16 protein-coding genes and 1 pseudogene are annotated in these 19,018 nt (G+C 68.0%); 10 read left to right on the top strand and 7 right to left on the bottom strand.

The annotated features are described in order from the left end of the window. Positions 1–98: 98 nt before the first annotated feature. Positions 99–1,487: pseudogene (gene sthA, locus SALB1_RS03395) on the top strand (Si-specific NAD(P)(+) transhydrogenase); the annotation flags it as partial. Positions 1,488–1,685: 198 nt separating this feature from the next. Here sthA and SALB1_RS03390 read toward each other — a convergent pair. Together SALB1_RS03390 and SALB1_RS03385 are read right to left on the bottom strand one after the other, a co-directional pair. Further along, a complete protein-coding gene (locus tag SALB1_RS03390; RefSeq protein WP_109992576.1) occupies positions 1,686–2,474 on the bottom strand; it encodes a hypothetical protein in 789 nt (262 codons plus the stop codon). A gap of 68 nt (positions 2,475–2,542) precedes the next feature. Then, entirely contained in the window at positions 2,543–3,973 is a 1,431-nt protein-coding gene (locus tag SALB1_RS03385; protein ID WP_179950701.1) for an MATE family efflux transporter, read from the bottom strand. Positions 3,974–4,326: 353 nt separating this feature from the next. Between SALB1_RS03385 and nadB the strand changes: the two genes are divergently transcribed. From nadB to nadA, 3 genes are read left to right on the top strand one after another with little or no spacing between them, the layout of a single operon-like run. Further along, the gene (nadB, locus tag SALB1_RS03380; protein WP_158590600.1) at positions 4,327–5,889 is read left to right on the top strand and encodes an L-aspartate oxidase; all 1,563 of its coding nucleotides are present in this window, start codon (positions 4,327–4,329) and stop codon (positions 5,887–5,889) included. Beyond that, the gene (gene nadC, locus SALB1_RS03375) at positions 5,889–6,761 is read left to right on the top strand and encodes a carboxylating nicotinate-nucleotide diphosphorylase (protein WP_109992573.1); all 873 of its coding nucleotides are present in this window, start codon (positions 5,889–5,891) and stop codon (positions 6,759–6,761) included. The genes nadB and nadC overlap by 1 nt, the downstream gene beginning before the upstream one ends. Before the next feature lie 52 nt (positions 6,762–6,813). After that, positions 6,814–7,761: a quinolinate synthase NadA gene (gene nadA / locus SALB1_RS03370; RefSeq protein WP_109992572.1), complete on the top strand. Its 948-nt coding sequence runs from the start codon at positions 6,814–6,816 to the stop codon at positions 7,759–7,761. A 54-nt stretch (positions 7,762–7,815) separates the two neighbouring features. Here the strand turns inward: nadA and SALB1_RS03365 are convergent, their stop codons facing one another. After that, a complete protein-coding gene (locus tag SALB1_RS03365; RefSeq protein ID WP_109992571.1) occupies positions 7,816–8,751 on the bottom strand; it encodes a hypothetical protein in 936 nt (311 codons plus the stop codon). Continuing rightward, entirely contained in the window at positions 8,748–9,623 is an 876-nt protein-coding gene (locus tag SALB1_RS03360) for an ABC transporter ATP-binding protein (RefSeq protein WP_109992570.1), read from the bottom strand. Before SALB1_RS03360 ends, SALB1_RS03365 begins: the two co-directional genes overlap by 4 nt. 134 nt (positions 9,624–9,757) lie before the next feature. Here SALB1_RS03360 and SALB1_RS19155 point away from each other — a divergent pair, with 134 nt between their 5' ends. Continuing rightward, a complete protein-coding gene (locus SALB1_RS19155) occupies positions 9,758–10,006 on the top strand; it encodes a hypothetical protein (RefSeq protein ID WP_199678677.1) in 249 nt (82 codons plus the stop codon). Between the two features lie 36 nt (positions 10,007–10,042). Here SALB1_RS19155 and SALB1_RS03350 read toward each other — a convergent pair whose 3' ends face one another. Beyond that, positions 10,043–10,990, bottom strand: coding sequence for a sugar kinase (locus tag SALB1_RS03350; protein WP_109992569.1), 948 nt, complete (start codon positions 10,988–10,990; stop codon positions 10,043–10,045). Then, on the bottom strand, positions 10,987–12,024 hold the full coding sequence (locus tag SALB1_RS03345) for a substrate-binding domain-containing protein (RefSeq protein ID WP_109992568.1): 1,038 nt from the start codon (positions 12,022–12,024) through the stop codon (positions 10,987–10,989). Before SALB1_RS03345 ends, SALB1_RS03350 begins: the two co-directional genes overlap by 4 nt. 192 nt (positions 12,025–12,216) lie before the next feature. On the opposite strand from SALB1_RS03345, the gene uxuA reads away from it, so the two are divergent. Next, positions 12,217–13,392, top strand: a complete 1,176-nt coding sequence (uxuA, locus tag SALB1_RS03340; protein WP_109992567.1) for a mannonate dehydratase — start codon at positions 12,217–12,219, stop codon at positions 13,390–13,392. On the opposite strand, the gene SALB1_RS03335 is transcribed toward uxuA, so the two are convergent. Next, positions 13,380–14,561 carry a CynX/NimT family MFS transporter gene (locus tag SALB1_RS03335; protein WP_109992566.1) on the bottom strand — a complete coding sequence of 394 codons (1,182 nt, stop codon included), beginning with the start codon at positions 14,559–14,561 and terminating at the stop codon, positions 13,380–13,382. The two genes, uxuA and SALB1_RS03335, sit on opposite strands and share 13 nt — an antisense overlap. Positions 14,562–14,780: 219 nt before the next feature. Here SALB1_RS03335 and pyk point away from each other — a divergent pair, with 219 nt between their 5' ends. From pyk to SALB1_RS03315, 4 genes are all read left to right on the top strand, one after another. Further along, positions 14,781–16,202 (top strand): pyruvate kinase, encoded by a 1,422-nt coding sequence (gene pyk / locus SALB1_RS03330; protein ID WP_109992565.1) that lies wholly within the window; start codon positions 14,781–14,783, stop codon positions 16,200–16,202. 100 nt (positions 16,203–16,302) lie between these two features. Beyond that, entirely contained in the window at positions 16,303–17,382 is a 1,080-nt protein-coding gene (locus SALB1_RS03325) for a patatin-like phospholipase family protein (protein WP_109992564.1), read from the top strand. After that, positions 17,379–17,981, top strand: a complete 603-nt coding sequence (locus SALB1_RS03320) for a nucleoside triphosphate pyrophosphatase (RefSeq protein ID WP_109992563.1) — start codon at positions 17,379–17,381, stop codon at positions 17,979–17,981. Before SALB1_RS03325 ends, SALB1_RS03320 begins: the two co-directional genes overlap by 4 nt. Then, the gene (locus SALB1_RS03315; protein ID WP_109992562.1) at positions 17,978–18,934 is read left to right on the top strand and encodes a bile acid:sodium symporter family protein; all 957 of its coding nucleotides are present in this window, start codon (positions 17,978–17,980) and stop codon (positions 18,932–18,934) included. Before SALB1_RS03320 ends, SALB1_RS03315 begins: the two co-directional genes overlap by 4 nt. Positions 18,935–19,018 lie beyond the last annotated feature (84 nt).

Here is a 19,018-nt window from a genome sequence, read left to right as displayed (position 1 = left end):
GGATGCCAGTGTAAGCCCCGGCGGCCGTCCCCGCGAAGGGCGAGTGGGCACGCGACATGCGACAATTCCTGCTTTATACAGGTTCGAGCGAGCGATTCATGGCGGAAAAGCGTTACGAAGTCGTGGTGATCGGCACCGGCCCGTCCGGCGAAAGTGCGGCCCTGAACGCGGTCAAGCACGGGCGATCAGTCGCGGTGGTCGAGCGTCTGGCGGATGTGGGCGGCAACTGCACGCACCGCGGCACCATCCCCTCGAAGGCATTGCGCGAAGCGGTCAAGCAGCTGCTGTCGGTGCAGTCCTCGCGCATGCTCTACGACCTGCGCACCCCGGATGCGCCCTTGTCGTGGCTGCTGGAACGGCTGCATCGCGTGGTCGGCCAGCAGATCCAGATGCGTTCGAGCTTCTATGCCCGCAACGGCGTGGCGGTGCTGGCCGGCCATGCCCGGTTCGCCGATGCGCATCGCCTGCAGTTGACACGCAGCAACGGCCAGGTCGACACGCTGGTCTTCGATCAGGCCGTGATCGCTACCGGATCGCGCCCTTACGAGCCGCCGGATGTCGATTTCTCGCATCCGCGCGTGTTCAACTCCGACACCATTCTCGACCCCGGCTTCGCGCCGCGCTCGTTGATCATCTACGGCGCGGGCGTGATCGGCAGCGAATATGCCTCGATCTTTTCCGGCATCGGTGTGCGTGTGCAGCTCATCAACAGTCGCGAAAGGCTGCTCGAGTTCCTCGACGACGAGATCAGCGATGCCTTGTCGTATCACCTGCGGCTGACCTATGGCGTGCTGATCCGGCACAACGAGGAATACGATCGTATCGCGCCCGACGACAACGGCGTGACGCTGTATCTGAAATCGGGCAAGAAAGTGCGCGCCGATGCGCTGCTCTGGGCCAACGGACGTACCGGCAACACCGACGACATGGGGCTGGATCAGCTGGGCATCGAGCCGAACCAGCGCGGGCAGATCGCGGTCGACGAGCGTTATCGCACCAAATTTGCCCATATCCATGCCGTGGGCGATGCCATCGGTACGCCGAGCCTGGCCAGTGCCGCCTACGGCCAGGGCCGGGCCGCCAGCGCCGATGCCATTGGTGTGCCGGGATTTCGCTATGTCGACGACGTGCCGACCGGCATCTACACCATTCCCGAGATCAGCTCACTCGGCCCCACCGAGCGTGAACTGACCGAATCGCGCCGGCCTTACGAAGTCGGCCTGGCGCTGTTTCAGGAAACCGCGCGCGCCCAGATTACCGGCGACACGGTCGGCATGCTCAAGCTGCTATTCGACCCGGTTACGCATGAAATTCTCGGTATTCATTGCTTCGGCGACCAGGCCTCGGAAATCGTGCATATCGGCCAGGCCATCATGAGCCAGCAAGGGGCCGGCAACAGTATCGACTACTTCGTGAACACCACCTTCAACTACCCGACCATGGCCGAGGCCTATCGCACCGCGGCGCTGGATGGCCTGAACCGGATTGACGGCGTGTTTACCAAACCGGCCCAGGACCGGGCCGACCCAACGCCCGCCGACGCGATGGCGCCGGACGCCACCGGCGATGACGCCCGGGGCGAGCCCGCCGGGCCGCCTGCGGCGCGGGATGCTATTAATCCGGCATGAAAATACCTTCATGCCGGGTTAATAAGCGCGCCTGAAAACAGCGGCACATGCCCGCGGTCAGCGAGGCCGATCGGCCTGCAGCGCTGGCGGTAACAGCCCGGTCGCGCAATAGCGATAAAGCGTAACCGGTTGGCTTGGGGTGGCGAGCGCCATGTGATGGGCGTCGGGCACGGAAACGGTCTCGTTGGCGCTATTGCCGGCTGTGTTGCCGGCACAGCTGTCGTCGAGATGAAAGATCATGCCTTGCTGTCCCACCAACGTTGCCCGACAGCCATTCTGGCCCGGGCGGGCGATGCCGGTGCCGGTAAAAAAGACGGTGTTGGTGCGCTGGGCCGCGTTGCATGCGGTTTTTACCGCCACATAGGCGCCCGGCGTCAGCGGCAGTGCATCGGCGGAGTCGGCGCGCCGGCAATAGCCGCCGCCCCCGGGCACGATCAGCAGACAATCGCTGAGGTCGGCCAGTACCGGATCGCCGGTTTCGCTGCCACGGCCGGGCCGGATCGCCAGCGTCTTGCCCAAGCGCTTGAAATACAGGCGGCCGCCGGCTGCGGTGGCCCGGTAGTGCGTAGTCACGCCCTGCCGGTTGCGGCGATCGATCTCGAAATGGCCGTCAGCGCGCGGCATGATCGTGAGCGCGGCCGCGCCGGGGCCCTGCCAGCGGCCGACCCATTGCGCCGGATCGGCGGGTGCGGTGGCCGATTTCGCCGGGTTTTGCTTAGTCTCGTGCGGGGCCAGCGGCGCCTGCGTCGCGCAGCCGGCGCTCGCCAGCGCGGCGCAAAGAGCGAGGCCGAGGGTCGGCCGATACAACGGAAATACGGAGAAAACCAACGACGAACGAAAGCGCATGAGCCCGGCGGACGATCAGAATGCGCCTAATCTATCAGCGCGGGGATATCTCGTGGCGTGGCGTGTCCTCAATGCCCGATCTGCTGCGGCCGGGCGGTATCCACGGTGTGACGCAGCCGCCAGCCCAGCAGCGCCGCGGCCACGCTGAGTCCGGCAATCAGCCCGATCCAGTAGCCGTAGACGCCAAGTCCGGCAAACACGCCCGGCCAGCCTTCGCCGAGTACATAACCGGTGCCGAGGCCCACACCCCAGTACGCGAACACGGTGACCGCCATGATGATGCGCGTGTCCTTGTAGCCGCGCAGTGCCCCGGCGATCGAAACCTGGGCGGCGTCCGAGAACTGATAGACCGCCGCCACCAGCAGCAGGTTGATCGCCAGCGCCTGTACAGCGGGTTCATCGGTATAAAGGCGTACGGCATACGGCCCGCCGAAGATCAGGATCGCATCGATCAGCACGGCGACGATCAGCGCGCAGAGCACGCCGTTCCATGCCACGAAGCGCGCATGGCGGTACTTGCCGCGCCCGCGTGCCTGACCGATGCGCACGGTCAGCGCCATGCCGAGCGACAGCGGCAGCATGAACAAGACCGAGCTGAAGTTGAGCGCCACGGTATGCGCGGAAATCACCACCTCGCCGTAACCGGCGAGAAACAGCGCGATCGCGGTGAACAACGACACCTCGGCAAAGATCGCGACGCCGACCGGGAAGCCGATGCGAAGCTGCTCACGGATCAGCGCCGGAGACGGCGCCGACCATGCCGGCCCGGTCCGTGAAGCGGCATAGACCGCCGCGCGCCGCGTGTAGACGAACAGCGCCAGTGCCATCAACGCCATCGAGACGGCCGTGGCGATACCACAGCCGACGGCGCCGAGCGCCGGCAAGCCGGAGAGCCAGCCGGGAAGAGCCGGGCCGAACACGTCGGCGAGGCCCGGGCCGCCGAACATCAGCACGCCATCGGCGACGATATTCACGGCCAGCCCGGCGACGGCGAAGATGAGCGAGGCGCGGGTGTGGCCGATGCCGTCGGAGAAAAAACGCAGCGTTTCGTAGATCGCGATCGCCGGCAGGCCGAAGGCGACCGCGTTGAGATAGATCGTGGCCAGGGCGGCGATATCCGCCGGCACCTGCATCAGGGCGAAGATTCGCGGGCCGGTGTAGACAATGGCCAGCGCGCTGGCCAGGCCCAGCACGAGCGCGACCCACAGCGCCTGCTGCACCGCCGGGCGGATCAGCTCCGGGCGGCGCGCGCCCGCGTGCTGGGCCACGATCGGCGTCAGGCCCATGAGCGTGCCCACCATGAACACCACCAGCGGAATCCAGACGCTCGACCCGACCGATACCGCGGCCAGCGTGGTCGCATCGACATGGCCGGCCATGGCGACATCGGCTGTACCCATGCCGATCTGGGCCAGCTGTGCGCCCAGAATGGGCAGCGCCAGGCGGGCCAGGCGACCGGCTTCGATACGGGACAATCGCGCGCGACGGTAAACGGACATGGCAACGACTACGAAGGCCGGGGCATCGCCGGCAACTGCGGGCCGCCATCTTGCGCGATCGGTCGGCGTTCGTCGATCGAAGCCGTCCGGTGGGGACGGCGGAATCGGCCGGGCTGAACATTCGGCGCGTAATCGGTTATGTTGTAGGGCTGGTATTGTTCCAAAAGCATTTCGGCCGGGCCGGGCGACGTGCGTCGCTGGCGCCGCGTTCCCGGGACAGGGGACGATGCGAGGACAGCGGCGATGATCGCCTGCTGTACGCGGCGGGCCCGGGAGCCACGCGCCGAGGCGCGACCCGGGCAAGCTGTCGTCTTTCGATTGAATCGGGCTTGCACGGCCCGCAAAGAGCGAACGTGACATTGGACACCCTGGACTGCGATTTCCTGGTGCTGGGCAGCGGCGCGGCCGGCCTCTATGCGGCCTGGCAGGCGGCCACGCTCGGGCGTGTGGTCGTGGTCACCGACGGCGCGTTGGCCTCGGGCAGCAGCTACTGGGCTCAGGGCGGCATCGCGGCGGTCACGACCGACGACGATGCGCTGGAAGCCCATGTCGCCGATACGCTGGCCGCCGGGCGTGGCCTGTGCGATCGCGCGGCGGTCGAGATTCTGGTGGCCGAGGGCGCGGCCGTAGTCCGCGCGCTGATAGCCGCCGGCATGCCGTTCGACACCGAAGCCGACGGTCGCCTGCGACGCGGTCTGGAAGGCGGGCATTCGCGTCACCGCATCCTGCACGCGCTGGGCGTGCAGACCGGTAAGGCGCTGGTCGATTTCCTGATCGCGCGTATCCGCGAGTGCGACACCATTACGGTGGTCGAGCACGGGTTCGCCCATCGGCTGCTGCGCGATGCCGACGGTCGCTGTGCGGGCGCGCGTATTCACCGACAGGACGTGGACGCTGAACTCCGGGTTCGGGCGCCGGCAACCATTCTCGCCACCGGCGGTTATTCCGCGCTGTTCGAGCGCACCACCAATCCGGCCGGCGCGCTCGGCGTGGGCGTAGGCCTGGCGTGCGCGGCCGGCGCGCGCTCGGCCGACCTGGAGTTCGTCCAGTTTCATCCGACCGCGTTCCACGAAGCCAGCGGGCGGACGTTTCTGATCAGCGAAGCGCTGCGCGGGGCCGGGGCGACGCTGGTCAATGCCGCCGGCGAGCGCTTTCTGGCGGATGCGCCGGGCGCCGAACTGGCGCCGCGCGATGTCGTGGCCACCGCCATTACGGCCGAGATCGCGCGCCAGGACGTGCCCTATGTCGGACTGGATCTGCGCCATCTCGACCCGGCGATGCTGGAGCAATCCTTCGGCTTCATCATGGCCGCCATCGCCGGGCGCGGTATCGACTGGCGGCGCGAGCCGGTGCCGGTCGCGCCCGCGGCCCACTACTGCATCGGCGGCGTGGCCACCGATCACCACGGCGCGACCGATGTGCCCGGCCTGTATGCCACCGGCGAGGTCGCGGCCACCGGCGTGCACGGCGCCAATCGTCTGGCCAGCAATTCGTTGCTGGAATGCCTGGTGTTCGCGCAGCGCGCCGTGGCCCACGCCGCCGAGCGCGCTGCGCCGCGGCCCGGCCGGGTCGACACGGGTCCGGTATGGCGGGTCGAGCCGGGGCACGCCGACGCATTCGCCACGCGGCGCCGCGATCTGGGCGCGTTGATGATGCGCCACGTCGGGATCGAGCGGGATCGCGCCGGGCTGCAGACTGCGCTCGCCGCCATCGAAACGGCCCGGGCCGCGCCGCTGTCGGCATCCCCGGATCGGGCCGACGACTATTTCGCCTTCCTCGATCGCCATATCCATGCGCTGGCCGACGCCATCGCCCGGGCCGCCCTGGCCCGGGAGGCCAGTGTCGGCGTCCATTGCCGGCGCGACACGCGCGCCGCCGTGCATCGCGATCGGCCCGTATTCGTATCGGTAAAATAATGAATCAGCCCGCCGCCCCTATCCAATCCAAGATCGAATCCACGATCGACTCCGCCCGTATCGATCGCTGGCTGGCCGAGGATGTGCACACCGGTGACGTGACCACCGATGCCGTGCTCGATGTGGGCGCGCCGGTCGCCGCGCGCTGGGTGGCCAAGGCCGACGGCGTGATCGCGGGGCTGGCCGAGGCCGAGGCCGTGTTCCGCCGGCTCGACCCGGATCTGGACTGGCGCCCGGCGGTGGCCGAGGGCGACGCCGTGGCTGCCGGCACCGAGCTGGTTGTATTCGAGGGCGCCGGCCGGGCGGTGCTCACCGGCGAGCGCACCGCGCTCAACATCGCCCAGCGCATGTCGGGTATCGCCACCGCGACGCGGGGTTACGTGGACCGGATCGCCGGCCATCGCGCGCGTATTCTCGATACCCGCAAGACGGTGCCCGGGCTGCGCGATCTGGACAAGAAGGCCGTGGCTATCGGCGGCGGCGTCAATCATCGCGCCGGGCTGTACGACCTGGCCATGATCAAGGACAACCACATCGCCGCCGCTGGCGGCATCACCGCGGCGGTCGCCGCCGTACGGGCCCACGCGCCGGCCATCAGCATCGAGGTGGAAACCACCACGCTGGACGAACTGGACGAAGCGCTGGCCGCCGGCGTCGACATGATCATGCTCGACAACATGGCGCCCGAAACCATGGCCGCTGCGGTCGAGCGCACCGCTGGGCGGGCGCGACTCGAGGCCTCTGGCAACGTCGGGCGTGACAACATTGTCGCCATCGCCGCTACCGGCGTGGATTTCATCTCGATCGGCGCGCTCACCCATTCGGTGATCGCTTTCGATATCAGCCAGCGCGTCGATCGTATTCAGTCATAATCCGGCCCCATGGAGGCCGGCGGCCATCATCGGCCGGGAGGAGAAGCACGACATGACCACCCAGAACGAACAGCTCGTCGCCGACATCCAGCGGCTCAAGGCCGCCAAGAACGCCGTCATTCTGGCGCACAACTACGAGCGCCCCGAGATTCAGGATATCTGCGACTATCTTGGCGATTCGCTCGGCCTGTCGCGCCAGGCCGCGGCCACCGATGCCGAGGTGATCGTATTCTGCGGCGTGCACTTCATGGCCGAGACGGCATCCATCATCTCGCCGGACAAGACGGTGCTGATCCCCGACCTCAACGCCGGCTGCTCGCTGGCCGAGAGCATCACGCTGGAACAGTTGCAGGCCTGGAAGGCCGAGCATCCGGGCGCGACCGTCGTCGCTTATGTGAACACCTCGGCGGCGATCAAGTCGGAATGCGACTACTGCGTGACCTCATCCAACGCCGTGCAGGTGATTGAGGCGATCCCGGAAGACGAAGAGATTCTGTTCCTGCCGGACCGCTTCCTCGGCACCTATGTGGAGATGATCACCGGGCGCAAGCTGCACATCTGGCCGGGCGCCTGCCACGTGCACGAGAAGATCGGCGACATGAATCTGGCCGCCAAGCAGCGCGAGTATCCCAACGCCGAGATCCTCATTCACCCGGAATGCGGCTGTTCCACGGCCTGCATGATGAACTCGGCGATGAGCTTCGACTGCAAGGACGCGCACATCCACTCCACCAGCGGCATGCTCACGCATGCGCACGAGTCCGAGGCCCAGGAATTCGTGGTGGCGACCGAGACCGGCATCCTGCACCGGATGAGAAAGGAAAATCCCGGCAAGACCTTCCACCCGGCCAGCGAGAACTCGGTCTGCGAGTACATGAAGCTGACTACGCTGGCCAAGCTGCGCGACGCGCTGGCCTACGATCGCTATGAGGTGAAGGTCGACCCGGTGCTGGCCGAAGCCGCGCGCCGTCCCATCGACCGGATGCTGGCGATCGGCTAAGGAGGCCGCCGCCGTCCGCGGCAATGGCGCGCTCTGTTCGTGCCGCGCCCGGCGTCACACCAGCGTTGTGAACCGATGCCGGTATAGGGTCGCCGCGATCAGGCAGACCGCGGCAAAGAGCAGCCCCAGCCACAGATCGAGCGTCGTGATGGGTCGATAAACGGCGGCCAGCGCCGGGCCGAGGCCGCCCTGGGCGCCGAGCGCGGAAAGGGCGCGGATGAATCCGGTGGGCAGGATCGGGCCGACCAGCAGATGCCAGGCCGGATTCGGCAGCCCGAGCCCACCGAGCACGGCAAAAAAGGCCGGCACGATCACGGCCATGAGCGCCGGATGGCGGCGTGCCGTGGCCGAACACAGCAGCAGCCAGCCGACCGCCGGCGCCAGTGTCAGCAGATAGACTGGCAGCGCGGCCGCGGTCAGGCCGCTGATCGCCAACAGATGAGTTTGGACGATCAGATCACGGGCCGCGGCCCCGCCGCCGAGCAGGGGCACGATGTAGATGCCGATGCAGATCCAGCCGGTCACGAGCGCGGCGGCGGTGTAGATCGCCGGCAGGGCGATCATGACGATCAGTGTTTTGGCGGCCACGCTCTGACCGTCGCTGACGGGCAGCGATTTCCAGAACAGGATGCTGCGATCGCGGCGTTCCTCGAATAGACAGCCCAGGGCGTAGGACACCATCGCCGTCCCCAGCGCCAGCGCAAACAGCAGCAGCGTGGCCAGCAGTAGCAGCGATACCGCCGGACCCAGGTCGGCGGCATGGCCCGGGCCCGGCGGCTGCAGGTTGACCGCGAGCATGTTCAGTACGCTGCCGTTGTGGAATTCGAAATGGATCCGACGACCGCCGTGGCCGAAAAGACTGGAGACGAGCAGCAGCAGGTTGAGCAGGATCATGATGCCGCCGAGAAGCACCGGCGCCACGATCAAGCGACGATGCTCCATGGCTTCGCGCCGCAGCAGCCAGCGGATGTTGTGCCAGGCAGTGTTCATGCGGACTCCGGGTGCATGCAGGCGGTGAACAGATCGGCCAGAGCGGGGGCGCGCGGGTTGTCGTCGAGTGCGGCCACGGCGCTGCGATCGATTCCGGTCCTGCGGTCGAAGATCAGGGCGTGGGCGCCGGGTAGGCGCCGCTCGCCGAGCGGGCCGAGCGCGCGGGCGGCCGCCAGCCGGGCCGGGGCCACGCGCACCTCGATGAAGCGTTCGGCCAGCTCCGCCATGGAGGTATCCAGCATCTTGCGGCCGTCGCGCAGGAAGATGACGTCGGTGAGAATGCGCTCGATCTCCTCGACCTGGTGGGTGGTGACGACAATCGTGCGGCTGGCATCGAAATAGTTGCCGAGCAGGTTGTCGTAGAAGGAGCGCCGGAACAGCAGGTCGAGGCCGAGCGTGGGTTCGTCCAGCACCAGCAGGCGGGCATCGATCGCCATGATGAGCGCGAGATGCAATTGCACGATCATGCCCTTGGATAGTTGGCCGACCCGGCGCGCCGGCTCCAGTGCCGAGCGGGCGAGGAAACGTTCGCAGCGCGCGCGTGAAAAATTGGGGTGCAGGCCGTCCACCAATGCCACCGCCTCGCGTACCCGCAGCCAGCGCGGCAGCGTGGCGACGTCCGAGATGAAGCACACCTCGCGCATGAGCGCATCGCGATCACGGATCGGGTCGCGGCCCAGAATGCGCAGTTCGCCCTCGCCATTGGCGAGCCCCAGCAGCCGGTTGAGCAGCGTGGTCTTGCCGGCGCCATTGGGCCCGATCAGACCGACGATGCGCCCCGGGCCCACGTTCAGGTCGACATCCGCGAGCGCGACCTTGCCTCGGAAACGCTTGCCGAGCCCGCGTGCGTGGATGACCGGGGTGTCGTTCATGACGAACCATCCTTGGGTTGTGTTGCTGCGCGACGGCCCGTTGCCGTTTTGCACGGCGAACAAGTCCCGGTTTTCATGCATTGTTCAGGCCGCACAGCATAGCTTGCTGGCAATAAATTCAATGGAATATCGTCATGAAACGATTTCTGCTCGCCGCGCCCTTGCTGCTGGCGCTGGCCGCCTGTGCGCCGCCGTATCACGACCATGACGGTTGGCGCCATCGCGATCACGGCGGCTACCACCACGACCACGACCACGACCACGATCATGACCGGTCCAACCATGACCAGGATCATGACCGGGGCCGGGACGATGATAACCATGGCTATGGGCACGACCACGACCACGGCCACGACCACGGCGATGACGACGACCACGACTGATCGCCGCGCCGGTGGGCCGGTCGCCCCGGTAGCCGGTCAGTCGAGTTCGTGGCGGCGCGGCAGCCCGTCCGAATCGCCCGGATACTGAATCACGCGGGCGGCAATCGCGTTGGCGCGCTCGAGCGCGGCCCGCGGCGTGCCGCCTTCCAGCCGGGCGCTGATAAAGCCGACCGCAAAACCGTCACCCGCGCCGACCGTATCCACGACCCGCTCGACCGCCCGGCCCGCTACCCGGCAGCGGTCGTCAGCCGACTGCCAATACGCGCCTTCGGCGCCGAGCTTGACCACGACTTCGCCGGCACCGGCGCCCAGATAGAAATCCGCGATGGCCTCGGGCTGGCGCGAGCCGGTCAGAATCTCGCCTTCGTCGATGCCGGGCAGCACCCAATCGGCCTTGGCCGCGAGGGCATTGATCGCCTCGCGCATAGCCTGTTCGCTCGCCCACAGGCTCGGCCGCAGGTTGGGATCGAACGAGATGGTGCCGCCGGCTGCGCGCATGGCGTCCATGGCGTGATGACACAAGGCATGCGCGGAATCGCTGATGGCCGCCGGAATACCGGTGCAATGCAGGTGCCGCGCGTCGGCCATGCGTTCGGCCGGAAGATCGGCCGGGCTCAGGGCGCTGGCCGCCGAGCCCCGGCGGAAATATTCGGTCTCCGGATCGCTGCCGTCCTCGCTGCGCGACTTGATCTGCAGGCCGGTCGGGCGCGTGTTGTCGACGACCACGTGGCGGCCGTCGATGCCCTCGGCGGCCAGCGATTCGACGATGAAGCGGCCGAAGGCATCGTTGCCGACGCGGCTGGTCCAGTCCACGGCATGCCCGAGCCGGGCCAGGCCGATGGCGACATTGCTATCCGCGCCGGCCAGCCGGCGGGTGAAATGGGCCACGCGCGCCAGATCGCCGGGTGTGTCGGCCGCGAACAGGGCCATGCTTTCGCCGAAGGTGACCACGTCCGCGCGCGCGGCGTGCGGCCCGGTCGTCATGCCGGTGGCGCGGTCGAGCCGCGGGCCTGGAGTGTGGCGGGCAGGCGATGGACGGCGGCCGGTGCGGTGTCGCCATTGATGCGGGCCAGCAGCGTCCCGATGGCGCGGCGGCCGATGGCATCGACGGGCTGTGCCAGCGTGGAAATGCCGGGGCCGGCCAGGGCACACCAGGCGAGTTCGTCGATGCCCAGCACGCCAAGCCGGTGGAAGCCGTTCAGGCGCTGCAGTGCATGGCACACAGCGAGCGTGACCACGCCGTTGGCGCACAGCACGGCGGTGGGGCGAGGCTCGGCCATCAGCTCGGCCAGCCGTTCGTCGAGCCCTGGTGCACCGGCCTGTTCGATCACGGCTTCGTGCCGGTCCGCTGCCAGACCGCGGCGCCGGCATTCTGCCTCGAACGCTTCGGCGCGGGCGATGCGCGAACTGATGCCGGCGACCGGCTCGATGATCAGTTCCAGCCGCTCGTAGCCGCGCGCCACCAGATGTGCGATGGCTTCGTCCACCGCAGCGACATCGTCCAGCCCCACCATGTCGCAATCCAGTGCGTCGATCTGGCGATCCACCAGCACCATCGGCAGTCTGCGCTCACGCATGGCCTCCAGCGCTTCGGTATTGCGGCCGACCGTGTTCACGATCAGGCCGTCCACGCTGTAACCGTCGAGCACCTCCAGATGCCGGCGCTCCAGGGTTTCGTCGTTGTCGGTGTTGCAGACCATCAGCGAATACCCGGCCTCACCGCAGGCGCGCTCGGCGGCATGGATGAGCGCGACACTGTAGGGGTTGCGGATATCGGCGACCAGCGCACCGATCAGCCGGGTGCGCCCGCCGCGCAGGCTGGCGGCGATGCGATCAGGCCGGAACCCGAGGCGTTCCACCGACTGCTCGATGCGGGCCTGCATGGCCTCCGACAGGCGATGGCGCTCGTCGCCGAAGAAACGCGAGACGCTGGTCTTGGAAATACCCGCGTCGCGCGCGACATCGCGAATGGTCGGGCGGCGTGTGCTGTCCTGGGCCTGCGGCCGCGAATCGCTCATCGAACTCCTCGAAACACGTCCCGTACTCGGTTCGGCCAGAGTGCCGCGCTATCGAGCAGGGGACGCCCATGGGCATCGTTCGACCGTGCGGGTCCGCCTGGCCGAAGATGACACTATCGTTATGGTGCAAGTATAGACATCGTGATCGGTGCCTGCCGATCCCACGGGGCGTACGAATAACAGGAGACGACGATGGAATACACATGGCGCTGGTTCGGTCCGCCGGACCCGGTCACGCTCGCCGAGATCCGCCAGACCGGCGCGACCGGCATCGTGACCGCGCTGCACGAGATCGACAACGATACCGCCTGGCCGGTTGACGCGATCGAGGCGCGCAAGGCGGCCATCGAGGAGGCGGGACTGCACTGGTCTGTGGTGGAGAGTATTCCGCTGACCGAGGCGATCCGCACCGGCGGCCCTGGCCGCGACGCCGACATCGATGCCTGGACCACCACGCTGCGCCGGCTTGGCGCGGCCGGCGTGCAGACCGTGGCCTACAATTTCATGCCGGTCGCCGACTGGACCCGGACCGAGCTCGCGCGCCCGTTGTCCCACGGCGGCACCGCGCTGGCCTTCGACTATATTGCCTGTGCGGCCTTCGATCTGTTCATCCTGGAGCGCCCCGGCGCGGCGAACGACTATGACTCGGCCGACCGGGCCGCCGCGAAAGCGCATTTCGATGCGCTCGATGGGTCCGCGCGTCAGCGTCTTGCCGACAACATCACCGCGGGGCTGCCCGGCGCCGACGCGGGCTACGATCTGACCGGGTTCCGGCAAGCGATCGCGGCCTATCGCGGCATCGGCCATGCCGGGCTGCGCGAGAATCTGCGCTACTTCCTGGAGCGCGTGGTGCCAGTCGCCGAGGCTGCCGGCGTGCGCCTGGCGATTCACCCCGACGATCCCCCACGGCCGTTGTTCGGCCTGCCGCGCATCGTCTCCTGCGCCGACGATGCCCGCTGGATTCTCGGCGCCGTCGATAGCCCGGCCAACGGCCTGACGTTCTGTACCGGCTCCTACGGCGCCGCCGCCGATAACGACCTGGTGGCCATGGCCCGCGCGTTCGCGCCGCGCATCCATTTCGTGCATCTGCGCTCGGTGGAGCGCGATCTGGTCGAGCCGCGTTCGTTCGCCGAAGCCGAGCACCTGGGCGGCGACGTCGATATGGCGGGCGTGATGGCGGTGCTGCTCGACGAGGAGGATCGAAGACCGGCCGCCGGCGGCGCGTTGCTGCCGATGCGGGCCGACCACGGTCACCACGTGCTCGGCGACGCCGCGCGCGCCACCCGTGCCGGCTATCCGCTTTACGGCCGGTTGCGCGGGCTGGCCGAGTTGCGCGGTCTGGAACAGGGGCTGCGCTATGCGCGTTGAACCTCCAGGCCGGTGACCGTGTGCCAGCCCAGCGGCAGGCACAGCATGTTCAGGCCGAGCAGGCAATACAGCGCGCTGGCGGTGGTGCCGCTGGCATCGACCAGGCTGCCGGCGAGCAGCGGGATGACAAAGGCCAGCACATAGCCGACGGCGAACATGCCGGCTGCCACCGCGCCGGCCCGTGCGGGCGTGAGAATCAACGCGGGCAGACTGGTCAACGCAATCAGCTGGACCGCCGATGCCAGGCTGATCGCCACCACACCGCCGATCAGCCACAGCGAATCGCTGGCCATTACCACGGCGAGCCCGGCGATATGCAGCACGACGGTGGCGAACAGCAACCGCGGCAGGGCCAGCACGCGGCGTATCGTGGCCATCAGTAGTAGTGAGACGAACAACTGCACGGCATTGAAGATCGCCAGCACCAGATCGATATGCGATGCCAGATGCTTGCTGGCCAATATCGCGCCCATATAGGCGTTCAACCCGAAGAACGTGGATGCGGTCAGCCCCAGCAGGCTGCCGAAGCGCCAGACGCGCGCGTCGCGCCAATCCGGCCAGCGCGCGACCTGATCGAGCGTGGGACGCTCGCCGTGCAGCCGCGGGATGCGCAGGAACGGCGCGAGTACGACGATGGGGATCGACAGGGCGAACAGCGCCGCGCGCCAGCCGCCGCCGACCGCCGGCAACAGCCCCGGCAGCGTCAGACCCGCACCGATGAATTCGCCCACCATCATGCCGTTGAGATAGACCGTCGCGCCCAGGGCCACAAAGCCCGGGCACCAACGCGCAACCAGCGCCGGAAGCGCCGGCTGCATGATGGCGATGCCGACCCCCGTGGCCGCGGTGGCGATGAGCAGGATGCCGGCATCCGGCGCGACACCGCGCGCCGCTGAGGCCACGCCGGTCAGAATCACGGCCAGCATGAGCGCATTGCGGGCGCCGAAGCGGGCGATCAGCCAGGCGGCTGGCACCGCGCCCAGGCCCAGCGCCAGTACCGGCAGCGTGGTCAGTGCACCCACACCGGTCTGGTTCAGCGACAGCGCCTCGGCGATGCGGGGGCCGAGCGGGGCGGCCACCAGAATCGGCGCGCGCATCGTCATCCCGGTGAGCCACAGCAGAACGAGGATTCCGGCGCGCGCCAGCACGCCGGGCGGGGTTGCGGACATCGGCAACGGACGTTAACGGATGACCGGGCGCAGTCTAGGGTCTGTTGCCGTTGCTTGCGAGCGTCGCGTTGGCGTGTCCAATCGTGCCGCGACCGGGCGCGCGCGACTGCGCAGGATCGCGCGGTTCGGGCACGTTCCCATCCGCGTCGGCGATGTGCTGGCGCGGCTCGCGGCCCGAGGGTCTGCCGCTTTTCAAATGGTTGTGCTAGCGTCCCCCGCATGCATCGCAAAACCAAGATACTCGCCACCCTCGGCCCGGCCAGCGACAGTCCGGAAACTTTGAAGCAGTTGATCGAGGCCGGCGTCGACGCCGTACGCATCAACTTCTCCCACGGCGCCGCCGACGAGCACCGCCGGCGCGTGGATACCGTGCGCAAGGTCGCCAGGGAACTCGGCAAGGCCGTGGCCGTGCTGGGTGATCTGCAGGGCCCGAAAATCCGCATCGAATCGTTCGTGGACGGCTCGGTGGAACTCGACAACGGGCAGACGTTCACGCTCGATACCGAGATGGACGCTGGCGCCGGGACCAAGGACGCGGTTGCCATCCATTTCAAGCCGCTGCTGGCGGACGTGAAAAAGGGCAGCCAGCTGATGGTCAACGACGGCGCCATCGCGCTGACGGTGACCGAGGTCGACGGCCCGCGCATCGTCACCCGGGTTGATGTCGGCGGCAAGCTGTCCGGGCGCAAGGGCGTGAACCTGCGCGGCGGCGGCCTGTCGGCCGGCGGCCTGACCGAAAAGGACATGGACGACATCAAGCTCGCGGCGTCGCTGGAAGTGGACTTCCTGGCCGTATCGTTCGTGCGTGGCGCGTCCGACATGCACCAGGCACGCCGGCTGATGAGCGAAGCTGGCGGCAGCGCCCGGCTGTGCGCCAAGATCGAGCGTGCCGAAGCCTTGGGCGCGCTTGAGGAAATCATCGGTGCCTCCGACGTGGTCATGGTGGCCCGCGGCGATCTCGGCGTGGAGATCGGCGATCCCGAGCTGCCGGGCGTACAGAAGCGCATCATCGCCCAGTCGCGCGAGATGAACCGGCTGGTGATCACCGCGACCCAGATGATGGAGTCGATGATCGAGAACCCGACGCCGACCCGCGCCGAGGTACTCGACGTGGCCAACGCCACGCTCGACGGCACCGATGCGGTGATGCTGTCGGCCGAATCGGCCGTGGGCAAGTATCCGGTGCAGACGGTCGCAGCCATGAGCCGCATCTGCCAGGGCGCGGAACGCGAGGCGGTGGCCGAACGCGCCCCCGCCGGCCTGGCGGCGCATTTCCGGCGCACCGACGAGGCCATCGCCATGGCCACGGTCTATACCGCCCGCAACATGCACGCGGATGCCATCATCTCGCTGACCGAGTCGGGCACCACGGCCATGCTGATGTCGCGTCAGGGCGCACCGGTGCCGATCTTCGCGCTAACCCAGTATCCGCGAACCGAGCAGTATCTGGCCCTGTGCCGCAACGTGTATCCGGTGGCGTTCAAGCCGAGCGAGCTGGACAGCATGGTGCCGAGCACCGAAGCCATGGCCTGCCTAAGGGAGCGTGACGATGTAAGCGCCGGCCACCGCGTGTTGATCACCAAGGGCGATTTCACCGGCCCGGGTGGCACCAACACGATGAAGATCCTGACCGTCGAGTAATCGACGGTGCCAGGGCGTGTCGTCGTGAGACACACCCTATGATATTCGCTGCGGCCGGCGTATCGCGAACTGCGGTGCGCCGGCTTTTTCGTTGTATGCCATGACCGACAGCGCCCGCTATCTGACCCTGAAAGCCGGGCCCGCCGCGCGCGTTGCGCTGGCCGAAGGCGGGCTCACTCCCGCGCGGGTGGGTGCACTTGCGGGCGCGGCCGGTGGGCCGAAATGGCTGGCGATTGCCGCGTTTTATCGCGCGCTGTTCACCGACTGGTTCGCCGAACGCGAAGCGCCGCTGCCGATCGTGGGCTCCTCGATCGGCGCCTGGGCGGGCGCGGTGGCCTGTCACCCCAGCGATCCGGGCGCGGCGCTCGATGCGCTGACCGAGGCCTATATCGGCCAGTGTTACAGCATGAAGCCGGATGCCGCCGAGATCACCGCGACGCTCGCGGGTATTCTCGATCAAGTGCTCACCCCCGAGGTGCGCCGGGGTGTGCTGACCCATCCGCGCTATCGCCTGCACGCGATGACGGTCCGCTCGCGCGCGGCGATGGCTACCGATCATCGTGCGCTGCTGGCCGCCGGCTCGGTCGCCGCAGGGCTGGCCAATGCCGCTTCGCGACGCTGGCTGGGCGCGTTCTTCGAACGCGTGGTGTTCGCCCGTGATGGCGACTCGATGGTCTATGCCGAGGACGGCATTGCCAGCCGCACGGTGGCGCTGACCGAGCACAACCTGCGGGATGCGATCTTCGCCAGCGGCAATGTGCCGTTGATCATGCGGGCCGTGAAGAATCCGGCCGGCGCGCCGCCCGGTCTGTACCGCGACGGCGGCCTGACCGATTATCACATCGACCAGCCGCTGCTGGCGGCCGGTACCACGGCGCCGATCGTGCTCATGCCGCATTTCGACACGCGGCTGGTGCCGGGATGGCTCGACAAACGGCTCGGCTGGCGGACGCCGCGCCATGCCGATCATGTGCTGCTGGTGGGCCCCGGCCCGGCGTTCAATGATCGCCTGGTCGATGGCGCGGTGCCCGGGCGGCGTGATTTTTATCGTTATGCTGGCGACGACGCCCGCCGTGAACGGGCCTGGCGACAGGCGGTCGATGCCGGGCGTTTCATGCGCGATGCTTTCTTCGATCTGGTCGCAACCGGGCGCCTGATCGAGCATGTGGAGAATCTATGAGCGATGCGTTGATCCTGGCCTCGGCCTCGCCGCAGCGGGCCCGCCTGCTGCAACAACTCGGGCTGACGTTCACCGCGATCCCGGCCGATATCGATGAAACCCCGCGCGCGGGCGAGACGCCCGATGCGTTGGCCGAGCGACTGGCGCGAACCAAGGCCGAGGCCCTGTCGGCAGCTTACCCGGCCGCCCGGATCCTGGGCTCGGACACCGTGGTCGCGCACGGCGCCGAGGCCTTCGGCAAGCCGGTCGATCTCGCCGATGCACAGCGCATGCTGGGCGCGCTCGGCGGGACCACGCATCGCGTGATCACGGGCGTGGCCCTGTTCGCGGACGGCGTGACCGAAACGACGACGGTGGTCAGCGAGGTGACCCTGGACGAACTCGACGCGGCGGCGATCGCAGCCTACTGGGCCACCGGCGAGCCGCAGGATGCGGCTGGCGCCTATGCCATCCAGGGCCATGCCGGGCAGTTCATCTCGCATCTGTCGGGCAGTTTTTCGGCGGTAATGGGCCTGCCCGTCTATGAAACCGCGGCGCTACTGCGCGCGACCGGGCTCGATCCGTTGCGCCAGGCGAGCCGCGCCGGGGTGATGGCATGAGGGCGCCGAGCCCGGCCCGTATCGCGGTGCTGTTTCCGATCTGGGCGGCCGCACTCGCGATCGCCGGCTATCTGTGGCCGAGCCTGTTCAAGCCGGGCGCGTTTCTGATCGTGCCGTTTCTGGTCGTGATCATGTTCGGCATGGGGCTGACCTTGCGCCCGGCCGATTTCTCGCGCGCGATCCGACGCTGGCCGATCGTGATTCTGGGGCTGACGCTGCAATTCGGGCTGATGCCGGCCACCGCCTGGGTCGTGGCGCATGTGCTGGGCCTATCGGCCCAGCTCACGCTCGGCCTGATCCTGGTGGGCAGCGTGGCCGGTGGCACGGCCTCGAACGTGATCAGTTTCCTGGCCGGCGGCGACGTGGCGCTGTCGATCACGCTCACCAGCATCGCCACACTCGCCTCGGTGGTCGCCACGCCGCTGCTGACCTGGTTCTATGCCGGCACGCATATCCCGGTGCCAGTGGGTTCCATGTTGATTTCCATCGCCGAAATCGTGGTGGCGCCGGTGGCTGGCGGCATGCTCGTCAACCGCGCGATCGGCGATCGCTGGGTCGATCGCGACGGCTGGTGCGCGCTCGGCTCGGCGGCGGCGATCGGGCTCGTGATCGCGATCGTCGTGGCGCTCAATGCCACCGCGATCGCCACCCTCGGCGCGCTGGTGCTGCTGGCGGTGATCCTCCACAACGGAGTCGGGCTGTCGGCCGGGTTTGGTCTGACCTGGCTCGCCACGCGCGACAGCGTGGCCGCGCGCACCATCGCCATCGAGGTCGGCATGCAGAACTCGGGGTTGGCGGTGGCCCTCGCGCAGCAGTATTTCTCGCCGGCGGCGGCGTTGCCGGGGGCGGTGTTTTCGGTCTGGCACAATCTCTCGGGCGCGGGACTGGCGGCGATCTGCAAGCGACTCGACAGCCGGCGCGCATACGATCGGCCACTGAACGCCGCCGATTAGGGCGTGTCGATGTGTCATCACAACGACAGCCCGAGCAGCGTACAGGCCATGGCAACGACCACCTCGTCATGGGCTTTTGATTCA

The sequence above is a fragment of the Salinisphaera sp. LB1 genome (assembly GCF_003177035.1).
In the GTDB taxonomy this organism is placed as follows: domain Bacteria; phylum Pseudomonadota; class Gammaproteobacteria; order Nevskiales; family Salinisphaeraceae; genus Salinisphaera.
This window is presented reverse-complemented; position numbering and strand designations above follow the sequence as displayed.